The 16359-nt window shown below is 61.5% G+C and carries 16 protein-coding genes; 6 read left to right on the forward strand and 10 right to left on the reverse strand.

Features of this window, described 5'->3' with window-relative positions:
* Positions 1-120 precede the first annotated feature (120 nt).
* From NE851_RS20605 to NE851_RS20625, 5 genes are all read left to right on the forward strand, one after another.
* Positions 121-2643, forward strand: a complete 2523-nt coding sequence (locus NE851_RS20605) for a hypothetical protein (protein ID WP_097623142.1) — start codon at positions 121-123, stop codon at positions 2641-2643.
* A 64-nt stretch (positions 2644-2707) separates the two neighbouring features.
* A complete protein-coding gene (locus NE851_RS20610) occupies positions 2708-3967 on the forward strand; it encodes an ABC transporter substrate-binding protein (RefSeq protein ID WP_254957205.1) in 1260 nt (419 codons plus the stop codon).
* Between the two features lie 11 nt (positions 3968-3978).
* Positions 3979-5019 (forward strand): carbohydrate ABC transporter permease, encoded by a 1041-nt coding sequence (locus NE851_RS20615; RefSeq protein WP_097623143.1) that lies wholly within the window; start codon positions 3979-3981, stop codon positions 5017-5019.
* Positions 5016-6065, forward strand: coding sequence for a carbohydrate ABC transporter permease (locus tag NE851_RS20620; RefSeq protein WP_254957206.1), 1050 nt, complete (start codon positions 5016-5018; stop codon positions 6063-6065). Before NE851_RS20615 ends, NE851_RS20620 begins: the two co-directional genes overlap by 4 nt.
* A 17-nt stretch (positions 6066-6082) precedes the next feature.
* A complete protein-coding gene (locus NE851_RS20625; protein WP_254957208.1) occupies positions 6083-7165 on the forward strand; it encodes an ABC transporter ATP-binding protein in 1083 nt (360 codons plus the stop codon).
* 19 nt (positions 7166-7184) lie between these two features.
* Here NE851_RS20625 and NE851_RS20630 read toward each other — a convergent pair whose 3' ends face one another.
* The 6 genes from NE851_RS20630 to NE851_RS20655 all read right to left on the reverse strand — a co-directional run bounded on the left by NE851_RS20630 (position 7185) and on the right by NE851_RS20655 (position 11530).
* Positions 7185-8276: an amidohydrolase family protein gene (locus NE851_RS20630; RefSeq protein WP_254957210.1), complete on the reverse strand. Its 1092-nt coding sequence runs from the start codon at positions 8274-8276 to the stop codon at positions 7185-7187.
* Positions 8249-8665 carry a lipocalin-like domain-containing protein gene (locus NE851_RS20635; protein WP_097623147.1) on the reverse strand — a complete coding sequence of 139 codons (417 nt, stop codon included), beginning with the start codon at positions 8663-8665 and terminating at the stop codon, positions 8249-8251. The genes NE851_RS20630 and NE851_RS20635 overlap by 28 nt, the downstream gene beginning before the upstream one ends.
* A gap of 106 nt (positions 8666-8771) precedes the next feature.
* A complete protein-coding gene (locus NE851_RS20640; protein ID WP_097594537.1) occupies positions 8772-9461 on the reverse strand; it encodes a type 1 glutamine amidotransferase domain-containing protein in 690 nt (229 codons plus the stop codon).
* Positions 9462-9473: 12 nt separating this feature from the next.
* Positions 9474-10523 carry an NAD(P)-dependent alcohol dehydrogenase gene (locus tag NE851_RS20645; RefSeq protein ID WP_063475666.1) on the reverse strand — a complete coding sequence of 350 codons (1050 nt, stop codon included), beginning with the start codon at positions 10521-10523 and terminating at the stop codon, positions 9474-9476.
* A 109-nt stretch (positions 10524-10632) separates the two neighbouring features.
* Positions 10633-10932, reverse strand: a complete 300-nt coding sequence (locus NE851_RS20650; protein ID WP_028757621.1) for a hypothetical protein — start codon at positions 10930-10932, stop codon at positions 10633-10635.
* 28 nt (positions 10933-10960) lie between these two features.
* The gene (locus NE851_RS20655; protein ID WP_097594678.1) at positions 10961-11530 is read right to left on the reverse strand and encodes a flavodoxin family protein; all 570 of its coding nucleotides are present in this window, start codon (positions 11528-11530) and stop codon (positions 10961-10963) included.
* A 212-nt stretch (positions 11531-11742) separates the two neighbouring features.
* On the opposite strand from NE851_RS20655, the gene NE851_RS20660 reads away from it, so the two are divergent.
* Entirely contained in the window at positions 11743-12648 is a 906-nt protein-coding gene (locus tag NE851_RS20660; protein WP_028757619.1) for a LysR family transcriptional regulator, read from the forward strand.
* 109 nt (positions 12649-12757) lie between these two features.
* On the opposite strand, the gene NE851_RS20665 is transcribed toward NE851_RS20660, so the two are convergent.
* The 4 genes from NE851_RS20665 to NE851_RS20680 all read right to left on the reverse strand — a co-directional run bounded on the left by NE851_RS20665 (position 12758) and on the right by NE851_RS20680 (position 16102).
* Entirely contained in the window at positions 12758-13651 is an 894-nt protein-coding gene (locus NE851_RS20665) for a LysR family transcriptional regulator (protein ID WP_097623148.1), read from the reverse strand.
* 131 nt (positions 13652-13782) lie between these two features.
* Positions 13783-14577 carry a carboxymuconolactone decarboxylase family protein gene (locus tag NE851_RS20670; RefSeq protein ID WP_028757301.1) on the reverse strand — a complete coding sequence of 265 codons (795 nt, stop codon included), beginning with the start codon at positions 14575-14577 and terminating at the stop codon, positions 13783-13785.
* 73 nt (positions 14578-14650) lie between these two features.
* On the reverse strand, positions 14651-15634 hold the full coding sequence (locus NE851_RS20675; RefSeq protein ID WP_028757300.1) for an aldo/keto reductase: 984 nt from the start codon (positions 15632-15634) through the stop codon (positions 14651-14653).
* A gap of 87 nt (positions 15635-15721) precedes the next feature.
* On the reverse strand, positions 15722-16102 hold the full coding sequence (locus NE851_RS20680; protein ID WP_028757299.1) for a DUF2255 family protein: 381 nt from the start codon (positions 16100-16102) through the stop codon (positions 15722-15724).
* Between the last annotated feature and the right edge of the window lie 257 nt (positions 16103-16359).

Raw genomic sequence — 16359 nt, forward strand, 5'->3', positions numbered from 1 at the left:
AATTACCTGCGAGGAGTCCGCGGCAAGCGGCAGAGCAGGGAGGCTTTGAAGATGCGGCTTGACGGCCAGTCCATGCGTCGGCGGTTTGCCCGGCGTGGCAATGCTCGAGCGGACTGAAGCATGGCCGCCGAGCAGCAATCTTATCTCCGCCGATCAACTGCCAAGTACAGTCCGATCGTCTACTGGCAACTCGCCCAGCTGTGGCAGGAGCGCTACGATGTCGCCGACCGTCCGATGGACGGCAGGATGGATCCGTTCTTCTTCGTCACCAAGACAAAGAACTTCATCCCGCATGAATATCCCTGCCGCACCGAATTCAAGACATCCTTCTCCGGCCGGCGGCCGCAGCCGGCTGGCGAATTCGAGGCCGTCCGCTGGTGGCTTCCCTTTGCCTCTCCGCGAGTCGATCTCTCCGGCTTCTGGTTTCGCCCGACGCGCATCGGCTGCTGGGCACGCACGTTTCTCGATGCACAGTCGGCGGGGCCCGCCACGCTTCGCCTGTCGACCTGTGGCGGCGCGATCCTCTTCGTCAAGGGCCGCGAGCAGGGCTTCATGGCGCCTTACCAGCGCAATCTGGAAGCCCAGCAGCTCTTCGAGATCGAGCTCACGGCCGGCCTCAACGAGATCCGCATCTATTTCGACGATCTCGCCGAGCGCGACGCCCGCTTCTATTTTCAGCTGGATTATCTCGAAGGGCCTGAGGTCGAAACATCGGTCCCTGTTCCCGTCGCCGCCGGTGATGCGGATGCGCTGGAGGAGATCCTCGAAGGCATGCGTTTCGACCGCACCGCCTATCTCGGCGAGGATGTGACGATCCTCTTTCCCTTGCCGCTGCCGGTGGCGCTGACCTGCCATGTCGAGATCGAAGGCGACTTCATGTCGACCGAGCGCTTCGACTATGATTTCGAGCTGAAAGCAGGAGCGACCAAGCTGGAGCTCGGCGCCTCGGCTGATATGCCGGCCGATTTCCGCCATTTCCGCATCACCTTCACAACAGGCGAGCTTTCGCTCGGCCGCACGCTCGGCGTCGAAATCTGTCATCCCGAGCGGCAGGGCGAGGCACCCGCCGCCCTCAATGACCGCGTCGCCGAGGCGCTGGCCGAGGTCGCCGCCCATTCCGAGCCCGACACGGTCTGTGCTTTTGCGCGTCTGGCGCTGGGGCAGGGCGGCCAGGAAACCGAGGCGATGATCGCGGCCATGCTGCCGGTCATCGAGGATTGCCACGACTGCGCCGATTTCGTGCTGGTGCCGCTGCTCTTTGCCTATACCCGCTGGAGCGATCTGCTCTCATCCGAACTGCGCGACAGGATCAAGCAGGCGGTCCTCAATTACCGATACTGGATGGATGAGCCCGGCAACGACGTCCAGTGGTATTTCTCGGAAAACCACGCGCTTCTCTTCCATACCGCCGCCTATCTCGGCGGCAGGCTGTTCCCCGATGCCGTCTTCGCCCGTTCCGGCCGCACCGGCGCCGAGCAGATGCAGATCGGCGAAGAACGTGTCCGCGCCTGGCTCGATCATTTCGAGCGCTGGGAAATGGCCGAGTGGAACTCCGTTCCCTATTTCCCGATCGACCTCAAGGGCCTGACGGCGCTCGCCGCCTGCGCGCCGGATGAGACGATCCGCAGCCGGGCGAGCGCCAGCATGATCCGCCTGATGGAGATCGTCGCCCGTTCGGCCCATCACGGCATGCTGACCGGCAGCCAGGGCCGCTCCTACGAACATACGCTGCGCCCCGGCCGCTCGGTCGAGCTGTCCGCCATCGCCCGCCTGCTCTGGGGCCGTGGCTGGTACGGCCGCCGTGTCCACGCTTTGCCGCAGCTTGCCGTCTGCATCCGCGACCACGGCCTGGACTTTCCGGAACGGCTTGCGGCGATCGCTTTGCATCAGGCCGACGCCGCGCAGGAATGGACCTTTTCCCAGGGCGAGAATCGTTTTGCCGCCCTCTACCACTACAAGACGCGCGACACCGCACTCGGCACCATCGCCCATTATCGCCCCGGCGCCTGGGGTTATCAGGAGACGGTGCTGCACCTACGCTTGGGCCACCGGCCGGAAGCGCAGATCTGGATCAACCATCCCGGCGAAACCATCCAGTTCGGCTATGGCCGGCCGAGCTTCTGGGGTGGTTGTGGAACGCTGCCGCGCGTGCACCAGTATCGCGATCTGGCGATCCTCGATTTCGACATCCACGAGGGTCAGCCGGATTTCACTCACGCCTGGTTCCCGCTCGAGGCCTTCGACGACGCGAGGGTCGACGGCAATCTGGCGGTCGCTCGCTCCGGCAACGGGATTGCGATGCTGATCGGCAACGCGGCGCTGGTGCCGGTGAAACAAGGGCCGACGACGGATATCGAGCTGCGTCTGCCCGGCCGCAAGGGCCGCTGGATCGTCCGTCTCTCCGATATCGAGCGCGAGGCTGGCCTTGACGGCATGCAGGCGCGTTTCGTCGCGCTCTCGGCTCGCCGCGACGACGAGGGCGCATTGGTCGTTATCGATCCGGATTATGGCCGGGTCGTCTTCGAAGAGGACGGCACCGTGCGTGCTGAAGGCCGTATTCTTCGCCCTGCGGACTGGTCGGTACGAGGAGAAGCGGTACATCTCAAGATACCGGGCAGGCAGCCTCGGCGCGCGGCCTCGTAGACGACGTGTCCGGCAGGTGGAGGACCGGCCGGACGCAGCAATTCATCGGTCAGAGGAGGAGAAAATGACCAGAATGAAATCGATCGGCGCGGCCTTTGCTGCGGTTCTCTTGAGTTCCGTTGCCGCACACGCCGGAGACGTGCGCATCATGTGGTATTCCGACGGCGGCGAAGGCGAGGTGATCAAGGACCTGCTCTCCCGCTTCTCGAAAGCCAACCCCGACGTCAACGTCGTCCTCGACGAGGTCTCCTACGACGTTGTCAAGGAACAGCTGCCGGTGCAGCTCGAAGCCGGGCAGGGGCCCGATATTGCCCGGGTCACCAATCTGAAGGCGCCGGCGCAGCACTGGCTCGACCTCCGACCCTACCTCACCGACGCGAAATACTGGGAGGACAATTTCGGCGCCCAGGCCGACTGGATGCGTCCGGACGGTTCGAACGCCATCACCGGCTTCATGACGCAGCTGACACTGACCGGTGGCTTCGCCAACAAGACGCTGTTCGAGCAGGCCGGCGTCGAGATCCCCGGCCCGAAGGCCACCTGGGACGATTGGGCGGCGGCGGCCAAGAAGGTCGCAGACAGCCAGAAGGTCTTCGCCATGGCGATCGACCGCTCCGGCCACCGCGTCTCCGGTCCGAACATTTCCTACGGCGCCAACTATATCGCCGCCGACGGCAAGCCGGCGCCGATCGATCAGGGCGCCAAGGACTTCCTCAGCCGCTTCGTCAAGTGGAATGAGGATGGCACCGTCAACAAGGATGTCTGGGTGAGTGCTGCCGGCACCACCTACCGTTCCGCCGCCGGGGACTTCATCAATGGTGGCCTCGCCTATCTTTATTCCGGCAGCTGGCAGGTGCCGGGCTTCGCTCAGAAGATCGGCGACAGTTTCGACTGGGTGATGGCCGGCAGCCCCTGCGGCACGGTCGCCTGCACCGGTATGCAGGGCGGTGCGGGTCTCGTCGCCGTCAAATACACCAAGAACCCGAAGGACGTCGCCAAGGTGATGGATTACCTGGCAAGTGCCGACGTGCAGAAGGAATTCGCCGAGCGCAGCCTGTTCATCCCGGCGCATAAGGGTGTTGCCGCCGGCCAGATCGACTTCAAGACCGACAATCCGCATGTGCAGGCGGCACTGAAAGCCTTCGTCGAAGCGGCCGGCCAGACTGCCGCACCCGCCATGAAACTGCCGGGCTGGAAGTGGTCGGACGCCTATTACAGCGCCATCGTCGCCCGCATCAGCCAGGTGATCGCCGGCGAATTGAAGCTCGACGACGCCTATGCCCGCATCGACGAGGACATCAAGGCCAAGGTCGCCGGCAACTGACGGAAGAACAGATGACGGCGAAGACGGTTTCTTCAGCACCACCTGTCAAAAAAACCAGTCTGCGGCAGGCGCTCCTTGCGCCTGTCCGGCTGGCGATGGGGCTCATCGATATTCCCATGCGCGCCTGGCAGAAACTGACGGGGCTGAATGGCATGGCGGGCGTCTTCCTGGCGCCCAATATGCTGATTTTCACCGTCTTCGTGCTTCTGCCGCTGGTCATCAATTTCATCTATTCGACGACGAGCGGCAGCGCCATCTTCCTGCAGAACAGGACCTATGTCGGCGCTGACCAGTACCGCATCCTCTTCGATTGCGGCAGCTATCTCGACCCCTCGACATGCGCGGCCGACACCTTCTGGGCGGCCGTGCGCAATACCGCCGTCTTCGTCGTTTTCCAGGTGACGGCCATGTTGATCGCGGCGCTCGCAACGGCACTGATCCTCAACCGCGAACTTTCCAATCGCGGCTTCTGGCGCGCCGTCTTCTTCTTCCCGGTGCTGCTGTCGCCGGTCGTCGTCGGCCTGATCTGGAAATGGATCCTGCAGCGTGAAGGCCTGTTGAATTTTGCGCTGAGCCCCTTCGGCTTCGAACCCTCCTCCTGGCTCAGCGATCGTTTCTGGGCCTTCTTCTTCGCCGTCTTCGTCTCGGTCTGGGCGCATATGGGCTTTTATGCGCTGATCCTCCTCGCCGGCCTGCAGGCGATCCCGCGGGATCTCTACGAGGCGGCGGCGATGGATAGCGCCGGCCCGACCCGCATCTTCCGGCGCATCACCCTGCCGCTGCTGATGCCGAACCTTATTGTCGTCCTGGTCTTGGCGCTGATCCGCGCCGTGCAGATCTTCGACGAGGTCTTCGTGCTGACCGGCGGCGGGCCGGGCACCAGCACCATGTACATCACCCAATATATTTACGAGACCGGCTTTGCGAGTTCGCTGCGCAACCCGGGGCTTGCATCGGCCGCCTCGATCCTGATGGGTATCGTGCTCGTCATCCTGACGCTGATCCAGCTCGGCGTCAGCAGCCGCAACGAGAAGAAGGGAGCACGCCAATGAGCGCTGTCGGCGCCTTTCTGCTCCGCCGCCGCGGCCGAGGCTGGCACTGGACGGATGTGGTGACCTGGATCTGGCTGATATCGGGCGTCTTCCTGATGTTCGGCCCGGCCGTCTGGCTCGTCTTCTCCTCCTTCAAGACGCCGGCGGCGCTTGCCGAATTCCCGCCATCGGTCCTGCCCTATGTCACTGAACAGGCAGTGGTGCCGGGCTACGACAAGCCGTTGCCGCTCTATCAGGTGGCGATGCCGGATGGCAGCACGCGTGTGCTCGCCGAGGTCCGCCGCATCGGCATCATCGCCCAGATGGTCGATCCGAAACAGCCGGGCGAAATCGTCAAGGTGAACATCAAGGACCGCACGCCGGTGCGCAAGGTCGAATTCGCCGGCGGCAATTATACCGAACCTTTCCAGCGCTTCGATTTCTTCCTGTTCCTGCGCAACTCCGTCTTCGTCACCGTGGTCGCGACGGCGATTACGCTGCTCGTCAATTCCATGGCTGCCTTCGCCCTGTCGAAATACCAGTTCCCCGGCCGCACCGCCGTCATGTTGATGATCCTGGCGACGCTGATGGTGCCGCTCTCGGTCATCGTCGTGCCGCTCTATTCCGTCATCGGCACGTTGAACCTCTTCGACAGCCTCTGGGGCGTCATCCTGCCGACGGTCGCCACCCCGACCGGCGTGTTCCTGCTCCGGCAATACATGCTGACCATCCCGGACGAATTGATCGATGCCGCGCGCATGGACAAGGCCAGCGAATGGCAAATCTACTGGCGCATCATCCTGCCGCTGTCGGCGCCCGCACTGGCGGTGCTGGCGATCTTCTCGGTCGTCTGGCGCTGGAACGACTTCCTCTGGCCGCTGATCGTGCTCTCGCGCAAGGAACTCTATACGCTGCAGGTCGGCCTCAACGTCTATGCCGGCGAGCTCAATGTGCAATGGCATTACATCCTCGCCATGACCGTGGTTTCGATGATCCCGGTTGTGCTGATCTTCGTCGTCCTGCAGCGGTTCATCACCACAGGCATCGCCGGCTCGGGGCTGAAATAAATGAAACAGGAGAGTGCATGAGCGGACTCGAGCTCAGGAACATCGTCAAGAATTTCGGCGCCGTCGAGGTCATTCGCGATGTCTCCCTTGCCGTTAACGACGGCGAGTTCGTCGCTTTCGTTGGCCCTTCCGGTTACGGGAAATCGACGCTGCTGCGCCTGATCGCCGGCCTCGATAAGCCCACAGGCGGCAGCATCGCCATCGACGGCAAGGATGTTACCGGCATCAGCGCCGCCGATCGCGGCCTTGCCATGGTCTTCCAGTCCTATGCGCTCTATCCGCATATGAGCGTCAGGGAAAACCTTGCCTTCGGTCTTGAAAATACCAAGGTGGCGAAGGCCGAGATCGAAGCGCGCATCACTGAGGCCGCGCGCATGCTGGAGATCGAGCCTTTCCTGCAGCGCCGTCCGGGCCAGCTCTCCGGCGGCCAGCGCCAGCGCGTCGCGATCGGCCGAGCCATCGTCCGCCGGCCGGATGCCTTCCTGCTCGACGAGCCGCTCTCCAATCTCGATGCCGAACTCAGAGTCACCATGCGTGCCGAACTCGCGGCCCTTCACGCGCGATTGAGGGCGACGATGATCTACGTCACCCATGACCAGGTCGAGGCGATGACGCTTGCCGACCGCATCGTCGTGTTGAGAGGCGGCAGGATCGAGCAGGTGGGAACACCGCTGGAACTGTACAACAAACCGGCCAACCGCTTCGTCGCCGGCTTCATCGGTGCGCCGCACATGAATTTTCTCGAAGGCGCCATTGTCGGTCACGAGGGCAGTTTCGCTGAGGTCGAAACCGTCGGCGGCCATCGTCTTTCCGTGATTGCCAAGGAGGCGCGCCCGACGGGCGAAAGGGTCAGCATCGGCATCCGACCGCAGCATATCACCTTTGCCGACGCAACTGCTGAGAGGAGGCTGGACACCCGCATCATCCTTGTCGAGGAACTCGGCTCGGAGACCGTCGTCCACGCCGACGCGGGGGGTAAGAAGCTGATTGCAGTCTTTGCCGGCCAGCAGCGAATGAAATCCGGCGACAGCCTGCCGCTGCATCTTGATCCCGAAGTTCTGCACCTCTTCGGCGAGGATGGACGGCGTCTGTCCCAATAGGCTGCTGCGAAACGTCTCGTCAGCTTCCAGTCAAGCGCTCCCAATTTCGATGGGCGAACTTCGGTTTGTCGGCATCGTCGAGTTCGAGGCCTTCGACAAATCGGCGCGCTTCGCCTCCGGACCGGTACTGGTACGGGTAGTCTGTGGAGAACAGGATGCGATCCGTCCCGACCGCGTCGATCGCCTGCCGCAGATATGCCGGGCTGAACATGCCGCTAGCGGTCAGATAGAGATTGTTGCGGACGTAGTCTAGGAAGGGGCGCTGCAGTCCGGACACCCGGTCGAGCATGGCCAAACGCTCCAGATAGAAGATCACCAGTTCGCCCCAGTGGCCGAGGATAACCTGAAGGCCTGGATAACGGTCGAACACGCCGGCGAGAACGATGCGGACGAATTGAATGCCGGCCTCAAAATGCCATCCCAGACCGAAGGTCGACAAGGCAAGATCGATCGGCGCTGCGAAGCCCGCATAATAGGCTTCGCGAACGCTCACCTGAGGAATCTGAGGGTGGATGAGCAGCGGAACGCCAAGCTCTGCTGCGTAGGCGAATGTCTGTTCGAAGATCGCGTGGTCGAGGTTTTTCTCGCCGACCCGGCCATAGAGAATGGCGCCCTTGCACCCCAGTTCCCGAACAGCACGCCGAAGTTCTTGGGCGGCGGCATCAGCGTCTACGGACGGCAGGACCGCGAGCGCCTGGAAGCGGGACGGATTGGCAGCCACGGTGTCGGCGAGGAGATCATTGACGCGGCGGGCCAGATCGACGCCGTGACGTCCCAGATTGTTGAGGCCCGGTGTTGTTAGCGACAGGACCTGCACATCGACTCCGGTCTCATCCATCAGCGCCAGCCGCTGTCGCCCCATATCGGCGAGCCGTTTTCCCAGCACACCTGGATTGAGCCCCAGCGTTCCGTCGTCGGCGCCGGGTATTGTGCTCCATGCGTGCTTCACCTGATCGGGAAGGACATGCTCTTCGATTGCAATGATCTTCATCTTTGAAACCCTGGAATCTACGCTTTCTAAAGCGAGTGGCGATCTTTCAGATTCGTTCGTAATGCCGTTATCGAGCGTTCTTGCCGCTTGTGTTAACCGCGACGCCAGATGACACGCCACTTTTCATCATCCCGCGTGGATGTAAGGATGAGCTGATCATTCACGAAGCTGTATGCTCGCGGGAAATCCTGGCCTACCAGCTCGTGAACCAAAGCTCCCTCGACACGATAGAGGAAGATGCTGTTTGCGGAATCCAGCGTGATTTTACCGAAGCTCGCCTCGTATCCACCCCTGCTGTACGCACTGTCGACATGTCCGGGTTCGAGGTTGCGGACCTGGACCGCCATGTGGCCATCGCGCGTAAAGACGAGGAGACCATTCACGCGCGCAGTCTTCACCGCGCCCTTCGCATCGGGCTGCTCGATCTTCACGAGGCGCCAGCCCCCATCCAATTGCGCAATGATCTCGGAATCGGCAGCGGATTGTCCACTCGTACCGGCGGTCGTCATTGGCTGTTCTCCTCTATCTCGATCCTGTCGGGCTCCGGGTCCGACCGGAGACAGCCTCTCACGAGGAGTTGCCTCATCAGGCTGCGGCCGGAGCGCCGGATGTCGTTCAGGACTTCGCGGTAAGCTGATTGGCCACAGCCTTGCCGACGCCATGCGCCGAAGCCGGGTTCTGCCCTGTGATCAGGCGGCCATCGACCACCACGTTCTCCGTCCAGTTCGGTGCCGGCTGGTGCAGCGCGCCACGGTCCTTGAGGGTCGCCGCCAGCAGATAGGGCACGACCTTGGTATACTTGACCTCGGCCTCTTCCTCGTCCGTAAATGAGGCGACCTTCCTGCCAGCGACAAGATGACTGCCGTCCGACAGCGTCGCGTTTACCAGCGCTGCGGGGCCGTGGCAGACCGCCGAGACGATGCCGCCGGCCTCGTAGATTTCGCGGGCGACGTGCTGCACGGCTGGATTGTCGGCGAAATCCCACATGGTGCCATGGCCGCCAGCGAAGAACACCGCCGAATAGCGGGAGGGATCGAGCTCACTCAAAACCAGGGAGTTGGCCAGAGCACCGCGGAACTCGCGGTCCTTCCAGAAGCGGTCATTGACCGGATCGCTAAGATCGAAGAAGTCGATCGGCGGATGGCCTCCCCGAATCGAGGCGATCTCGGTCGGAATCCCGGCCGCGCGGAACACCGCGAGGGGGTGGGTGAGTTCAACCATAGCAAAGCCGGTGGGCTCACCGGTGTCGCCTCTGATCGGGTGGCTGGTGACCACGCAAAGGATGGGCTTGATGTTATCTGCCATTGTCTTGGCTCCTCATGACTTGAGCGAAGCCATGTCGATGACGAAACGATATTTGACATCGCTCTTCAACATGCGCTCATAGGCCTGGTTGATCTGATTGATGGAGATGATTTCAACGTCCGATACGATGCCGTGCTGCCCGCAGAAATCGAGCATTTGCTGTGTCTCTGCGAGACCGCCGATGAACGAACCTGTGATCGCCCTGCGGCCGCGCACGACCCCGCCGGCGTTAACCGCCGTGCCAAGTGGCCCCATATAGCCGACGAGCACGAGCACGCCTTCCAGCGTCAGCGTCGGCATGTACGGATTGACGTCATGGTCATAGGGAACCGTGTCGATGATCACGTCGAAGCGGCCCGCGACCGACGCCATCTGCGCCGGATCGCTCGAGAGCACGACATGATCGGCTCCGAGACGGAATGCGTCTTCCTCCTTGCCGGGGGAGCGCGTGAACAGGGTGACGTCGGCGCCGAGCGCCTTGGCGAGCTTTAGCGCCATATGGCCGAGACCGCCGAGACCGATCACTGCGACCTTGCTTCCTTCGCCGACATTCCAGCGATGAAGCGGCGACCAGGTGGTGATGCCGGCGCATAAGAGCGGTGCGGCCCCAGCCGGATCGAGCCTGTCGGGAAGCGCGAGAACGAACTTCTCCGTCACCACGATCGCGTCGGAATATCCGCCTTGGGTCGGCATGCCGTCGTGCCTGTCGAGGCTGGCATAGGTGAAGGTGGGACCTTCGGCGCAGTCCTGTTCCCATCCAATCAGGCAGGGTTTGCAGTGCTGGCAAGAGTCGACCATGCAGCCGACGCCGACCATGTCTCCGGCCTTGAAGCGGCTGACCTTCTCTCCGACCTGACTAACCCTTCCGATGATCTCGTGGCCCGGAACGATCGGATAGGTCGTGAAGCCGCCGTGGTTGCGAGCCAGATGCAGATCCGTATGACAGACCCCGCAATAGAGGATGTCGATCAAGACATCATCGGGCCGCATCGCGCGCCGTTCAAAGGTGAAAGGCTCGAGAGCGCCGGCGGGCGACGGAGCGGCATAACCGAGTACGTTCATATTCATATTCCTTTCGACCCTGACGCGATCGAAGCGCGTGGCAAACTCACTGCGCCCGTCGAGCCGAGGTCGGGCGCAAAGTCTTCCGTGGTTTCCCGGACGGGAAATCTCAGGCGTTCGCTGGCGCGAACAGCGTTTCCCAGTTCAGGAAGGGGCCAAGCGGGATGACCTCCCAGTCGATAAGCCCGGCCTTGGCCAACGGAAACTCGCGCAGGGCCTGCTTGGCGGCATCGACTGACTCGCATTCGGCGATGATGGCCACACCGGGGCGGTCCTGGCGGAAATAGATGTCGCGGATAACGCCGCCCTTATACATTTGCCAGGCGTGCCGGGCTTCATCCGACATATGCGGCTGGTATTTTTCCAGGTTGGCGCCGGGCTGGGGAATATCGAGGCAAAGCAGTTTCATCGTGAGTTTCCTTGATTGAAAATACGGTTCAAGCGGCCTGAAGCCGGCGCGCAGTCTCGGTAACGCGTCGCCCCAGATAGGCAGCGGTCGCCAGATCGCTCTTGATGGGAGCGATATCCGCCGCCTGATCCGTGTTCGACTGGGTCATGACGCCCAGCCAGCTTCCGAGCCGGTTGAGGTCGTAGACACTGCCGGTGCTGCTGCTGTTTCCCGGCATCAAATCGAGGCCGACCCAGATCATGCCATGCTGGGCTGCAAACAGTGCCATCGACACGAGCGAGTTCAGCTTGTCGCCGTGCTGGGCTCCGGAGTTGGTGAAGCCGGCAGCGATCTTGTTGCGCCACTTCAGCTCTGACCAGGCTGCTTTGGTGGAGTTTTCGAAGAACTGCTTGAGCTTGGCGCTGATCAGGCCGTTGTAGGTCGGCGACCCGAAGATGATGGCGTCGCTTCGCTCAAGGGCTTCCCAGTCCATCGCGCCATCCGCGACGGCGATAAGTCTCGCCTCCGCCCCTTGAACCTCGTGGATGCCGGCGGCAACCGCTTCCGCGACGCGTGCCGTATGGCCATAGCCGCTGTCATATACAATGGATATTAGCAATTGCCGTCCTTTCATTGACGAGTCGCCCGCGAACCGAGCGCCATGGTTGCCCGCTGTTTCGACGACCGCATTGGTCGTCGGCGGCACGAATATCGTTTGCTTGGCCGGCGTTATATCGTAGAATGGACCTAACAATTAGAAATCGTTTTTATCTTCTTTGGTTCCTCGAATTCTCCAATCGCGGAATCGGCCATCCCGGGAGGATTCGCACGGTGCGCGACAGGTTTGATGGTGTACAGGCGTTCGTCGAGGCGGTTGAGACGGGCGGCTTTGCCAAGGCGGCCGATCGACTTTCGTTGACACGTTCCGCGGTCGGCAAGGCGATCGCGCGTCTTGAAGAGCGCCTGGGTGTCCGGTTGTTTCACAGGACCACACGAACGCAGAGCCTGACCGAGGATGGTCAGCAATATTATGAGCGCTGTATCCGTGCCATCGAGGAATTGCGCGCAGGCGAGTCTCTTCTGGAATCCGGCAGGCGTGAGGTCGTCGGCAGGTTGCGCGTGTCTTTGCCTGTTCTGTTCGGCCGCTACTGCGCCGCGCCCATCCTGCGTGCCTACGCGCGCCAGCATGAGAAGCTCGAACTCGAACTCAGCTTCAGTGACCGTCAGATCGATCTGATCGCCGATGGCTTCGACCTGGCGGTGCGCAACGGCGCCCTCGGCAATGGAACCGCACTCCACGCCCGGCGACTGGCCAGCCCCCGCAAGGCGCTATGCGCCTCTCCAGGCTATCTCTCCGCACGAGGGGAACCGCACTCTCTGGCGGATCTGTCCGAACATGAAACGCTCGTATACTGGCGCAATGATCATGGCCTGACCTGGCAGCTTCCTGATGCGACCGGCGCGCTCATCGACCTGTTGGTGACATCCAGACTGCGCTTTGATGATCTCGAAGTGATCGCCGATGCTGCCGTCGACGGCATGGGCCTGGCCTGGCTTCCCTACTGGTTGATCCATGAGCGCGTGCAAGCCGGCGAACTGATTGAACTCTGGGCCGATCGGCCGCGCGCCGCGATGGAATGCTATGCCGTGTGGCCAACCAACCAATATCTGCCGTTGCGGTCGCGACTGGCCATCGATGCGCTCGCCACCGAATTGCCGAAGCGTTTCGAATTCTGAAGCGGGCCGCTACACTTTTTGTCGACCACTTCGCGCTTCCTCTCCTGGCGTTGGCGCCGGTCCCGCGCACCGTTCACAAAGCGGCTTGCCGCTGTCGCCTCGCAGCCGCTCACGTTGAATAACGCAACGCATTCACGAGAAGAGAAAAAGCGGGCGAAGATTGGCGCCGGCTTGGATAGTAGAGATGAAAGCCCTCCCAATAGGGCGAATAATCTTCCAGAAACCGGTGGAGGCGACCGGTCTCGAGATAGCGCTTGGCGATATCCTCCGGGACATAGGCGAAACCGAAGCCGTCGAGAGCCGCTTCGAGAACATTATAAATCGTGTTGAAAACGAGTTGTCCGTCCACCCGAACCTTGATCTCGCGGCCGTTCTCTTCAAATTCCCAGGCATAAAGACCTCCATAGGTTGGCAAGCGCAGATTGATGCACCTGTGCTGCATGAGGTCCTTCGGATGCTTCGGAATATCGCGTGACGCAAAATATGATTCTGCGGCAACGACCGCGAAGCGAACATCGGGCCCGATCCTCGCAGAAATCATGTCCTTGGCGATCTGCTCACCGAAGCGCACGCCAGCGTCATAGCCTTCGCTGACGATGTCCTGCAGACCGTAGTTCACGTCCAATTCGAGCCTGATGTCGGGATACTGGTGGAGAAAGGTTCGAAGCCTCGGCCATATGTAGCACTGGATCTGGTAGTCGCCGGCGGTCAACCGGACGGTGCCCGCCGGCTGGTCTCGAAGTGTGTTGAGCCCATCAAGCGCAGATCCGATCTCGTCGAAAAGCGGACCGATGCTCTGTAGCATCCGTTCGCCGGCCTCGGTCGGCGAGACGCTGCGTGTCGTCCTCGTCAGAAGTCGCACGCCCAGCCGCTCTTCAAGCTGACGGATCGTGTGGCTTAGCGCCGACTGTGAGACGCCGAACTTGGCGGCGGCTTTCGTGAAACTGCGCTCTCTCGCGACGACCAGGAACACCATCAGGTCGTTGATATTCTGGCGCTCCACTGATGATTCCTTTTCATAGACAGGCGCTCATTATAAACGCGTGTCCATGAAATGGTAGCAATGAAGCCTGGAGCAACAAGGAGGCTGGATCACCTTTGCGGACCGGCATGCTTCCGCTGCAGGTTGGAGCCTCACATCGCCCGGCTGCGCAGTACCTCTCCGACAACCGACGACGCAGAGAAGGCGTTCGGCCAGCCGGCGTAGAAGGCCGTATGGGCAACGACCTCGCCGGCTTCTTCGGCGGTAAGGCCGTTATCCATGGCGCGGTTGAGGTGATAGGTAATCTGGGTGCTCTGGCCAGATGCGATCAGCGAACTGACCGTCACAAGGCTACGGTCGCGCGGTGCAAGGCCCGGCCGCTGCCAGAGATCGAGGAACAGTGGATCGGTGGTAAACTGCACCAGCCCCGGAGAGATCGGGCCCACATTCTTCTCAACGCCGGTCGCGCGTTGGCACTCGGTCTCTTCGTTGAGCGGCAGCAGTTGTGGAGAGGCCGCAGGCATCTGATCGGCCGTGATGCCCCGATCTTTGAATACGTCCTTCGTCGCGACGATTGCGAACATCGCGTTCGACCAGCCTGAGTAGAAAGCCAGATGCGTGATGATCTCGGAAACCTCCGTCGGGGTCACCCCGTTATCGAGAGCGACGCCAAGATGGTGCTTCAGATCGACTGCTTGACTTCGGGCGATCAAAACGGCCACCGTGACGATGCTGCGATCGCGGCGTGACAGTTGCGGCCTTTGCCACAGGTTTCCGATCACGTCTTCTTCTGCGTAGCGGCCAAGGGCCGGCGATACGGACTGAATGTCGCTGAGCGACAGTGATGAAGCACTTCTCGGCATGGCTCCGCCGCCAATACTTTCCTGGGCCATGACAGGCTCGCCCATAGTGACCGAGATTGCCGTGGCGGCCAAAAGTCGTTTCATGATGATATCCTTCCAGCTTGGTGGTTCCGGCATCGCCTTGGGCTAACCCTGCAATAGATGCCACAGTGTGCCGCTAGAGACCGGATCGGCGCAGCATTGCGTCGGGGTAACGAGCTCCCTGAATGATGATGTTGGCTTGCGCGATCTCATCCAGATCGACCTTGTCCAAGGTGACGTTCAGCGCCCCGATATTCTCCTCGAACCGCTCGAGCTTGCGTGTGCCGAACAGTGGAACTATCCAGGGCTTCTGGGCCAGCAGCCAGGCTAGCGCGACCTGCGCAGGCGTTGCGCGATGCTTCTCGCCGATTTGGCGGATCAGATCGACCAGCTTCTGGTTGGCGATACGTGCTTCCTCGGAGAAGCGGGGGATTCCCGCTCGGATATCGGAATTGTCGAACGTGGTGTTGACGTCGATCTTGCCGGTCAGAAATCCCTTGCCGAGCGGGCTAAACGGCACAAGCCCGATACCGAGTTCCTCGATCGTCGGGATGACTTCGGCTTCGGGCTCGCGGGTCCACAAGGAATATTCGCTCTGCAACGCTGCCACCGGCTGCACTGCATGCGCTCGCCGTATGGATTGGGCACCCGCCTCAGACATGCCGAACCACCGCACTTTGCCCTCGGCAATCAGTTCCCCGACCGTCCCGGCTACATCTTCCATAGGCACTCCCGGATCGACCCGGTGCTGATAATAGAGGTCGATGTGGTCGATGCGCAGGCGCTTTAGGCTGCCCTCAATGGCGCGGCGGATCTGTGCCGGCTTGCTGTTGACGCCACCACGGTGCTCGCCAGTCTCCTGATCGATATCCCAGCCGAACTTCGTCGCGATCTTCACCTTGTCGCGAACCGGAGCAAGCGCCTGGCCGACCATCTCCTCGTTCGTCCAGGGGCCATAGACTTCGGCGGTGTCGAAGAAGTCCATGCCGTGTTCGACAGCAGTTCGAATCAGGTCGATCATGTCAGCCCGGTCCGGGAGCTCGCGGGCCTTGCCATAGCCCATGGCGCCTAGCGATAAAGCGGATACTTCAAGGCCCTGGCCCAGCGTGCGCTTGATCATTTGCTTCTCCTTCTTTGAAGTTGATTTGAAGAGCTATCGACGACGCGCGCCTCGACGCGATGCCGACCGCATTCGATCCGGCCGCCGTTAGGTATTTTCCTCTCGTGGCGTGATCCTAACGGTTGCCGCGCGTGCTCGGGTGCTGACCATCGGTGGTAGATACTGGCTCTTGCCGTATTTCGCGCGGTAGGCGTCATCGATGCGATCATTGATCGGACCGTCGACCGGCTCGAAGGCGACCATGCGCGTCATGCCGGCCGCAATGATCCGTCCGGCCTTCTGGTGGACCGCGGCCTGATACCAGCGGGACTTCTGACCATGGTAGCCGCGTACGTAGAGCGCGCCATCGACCACGACCTCCCAGATCCAGGTCGGGGTCCCATAGGTGACGCCATCTTCCCGAAACGGTGCGATTTTCAAATCGTCGGCTCGATCGATTTTGCTAAGCTCGTCATTCGACCAGTTCATTGTCGCTCTCCGCTCGTCTCGGCCACAGTCGTCGACCGCTTCCCGATCTCATGCTCTGAATATAAAGCGCGCGCCTAGCTATGATTAGGCGTGGCAAATCGCATGAACTTATGAGCGAGAATCATCAATACGGATGAAGAGTGCCGGTCGTGTATTTTCGGGCAAAGGTGCGTCTTGATTTCGCAAATGAAGTTGAAGGCAAGTCGAGTTCTGAGAAAGCGTGGTGCCGGAAACTGTCACCATGCGGGTGTATACCG

It is taken from the genome of Rhizobium anhuiense bv. trifolii, assembly GCF_024346605.1.
GTDB classification, from domain to species: Bacteria; Pseudomonadota; Alphaproteobacteria; order Rhizobiales; family Rhizobiaceae; genus Rhizobium; species Rhizobium anhuiense.

Excerpts from the sequence above, each read along its gene's own strand:
- NE851_RS20605 (WP_097623142.1), top strand. The coding sequence starts at position 121 with ATGGCCGCCGAGCAGCAATCTTATCTCCGCCGATCAACTGCCAAGTAC.
- NE851_RS20610 (WP_254957205.1), top strand. The coding sequence starts at position 2,708 with ATGACCAGAATGAAATCGATCGGCGCGGCCTTTGCTGCGGTTCTCTTG.
- NE851_RS20615 (WP_097623143.1), top strand. The coding sequence starts at position 3,979 with ATGACGGCGAAGACGGTTTCTTCAGCACCACCTGTCAAAAAAACCAGT.
- NE851_RS20620 (WP_254957206.1), top strand. The coding sequence starts at position 5,016 with ATGAGCGCTGTCGGCGCCTTTCTGCTCCGCCGCCGCGGCCGAGGCTGG.
- NE851_RS20625 (WP_254957208.1), top strand. The coding sequence starts at position 6,083 with ATGAGCGGACTCGAGCTCAGGAACATCGTCAAGAATTTCGGCGCCGTC.
- NE851_RS20635 (WP_097623147.1), bottom strand. The coding sequence starts at position 8,665 with ATGACGACCGCCGGTACGAGTGGACAATCCGCTGCCGATTCCGAGATC.
- NE851_RS20640 (WP_097594537.1), bottom strand. The coding sequence starts at position 9,461 with ATGGCAGATAACATCAAGCCCATCCTTTGCGTGGTCACCAGCCACCCG.
- NE851_RS20645 (WP_063475666.1), bottom strand. The coding sequence starts at position 10,523 with ATGAACGTACTCGGTTATGCCGCTCCGTCGCCCGCCGGCGCTCTCGAG.
- NE851_RS20650 (WP_028757621.1), bottom strand. The coding sequence starts at position 10,932 with ATGAAACTGCTTTGCCTCGATATTCCCCAGCCCGGCGCCAACCTGGAA.
- NE851_RS20670 (WP_028757301.1), bottom strand. The coding sequence starts at position 14,577 with ATGAAACGACTTTTGGCCGCCACGGCAATCTCGGTCACTATGGGCGAG.
- NE851_RS20675 (WP_028757300.1), bottom strand. The coding sequence starts at position 15,634 with ATGATCAAGCGCACGCTGGGCCAGGGCCTTGAAGTATCCGCTTTATCG.
- NE851_RS20680 (WP_028757299.1), bottom strand. The coding sequence starts at position 16,102 with ATGAACTGGTCGAATGACGAGCTTAGCAAAATCGATCGAGCCGACGAT.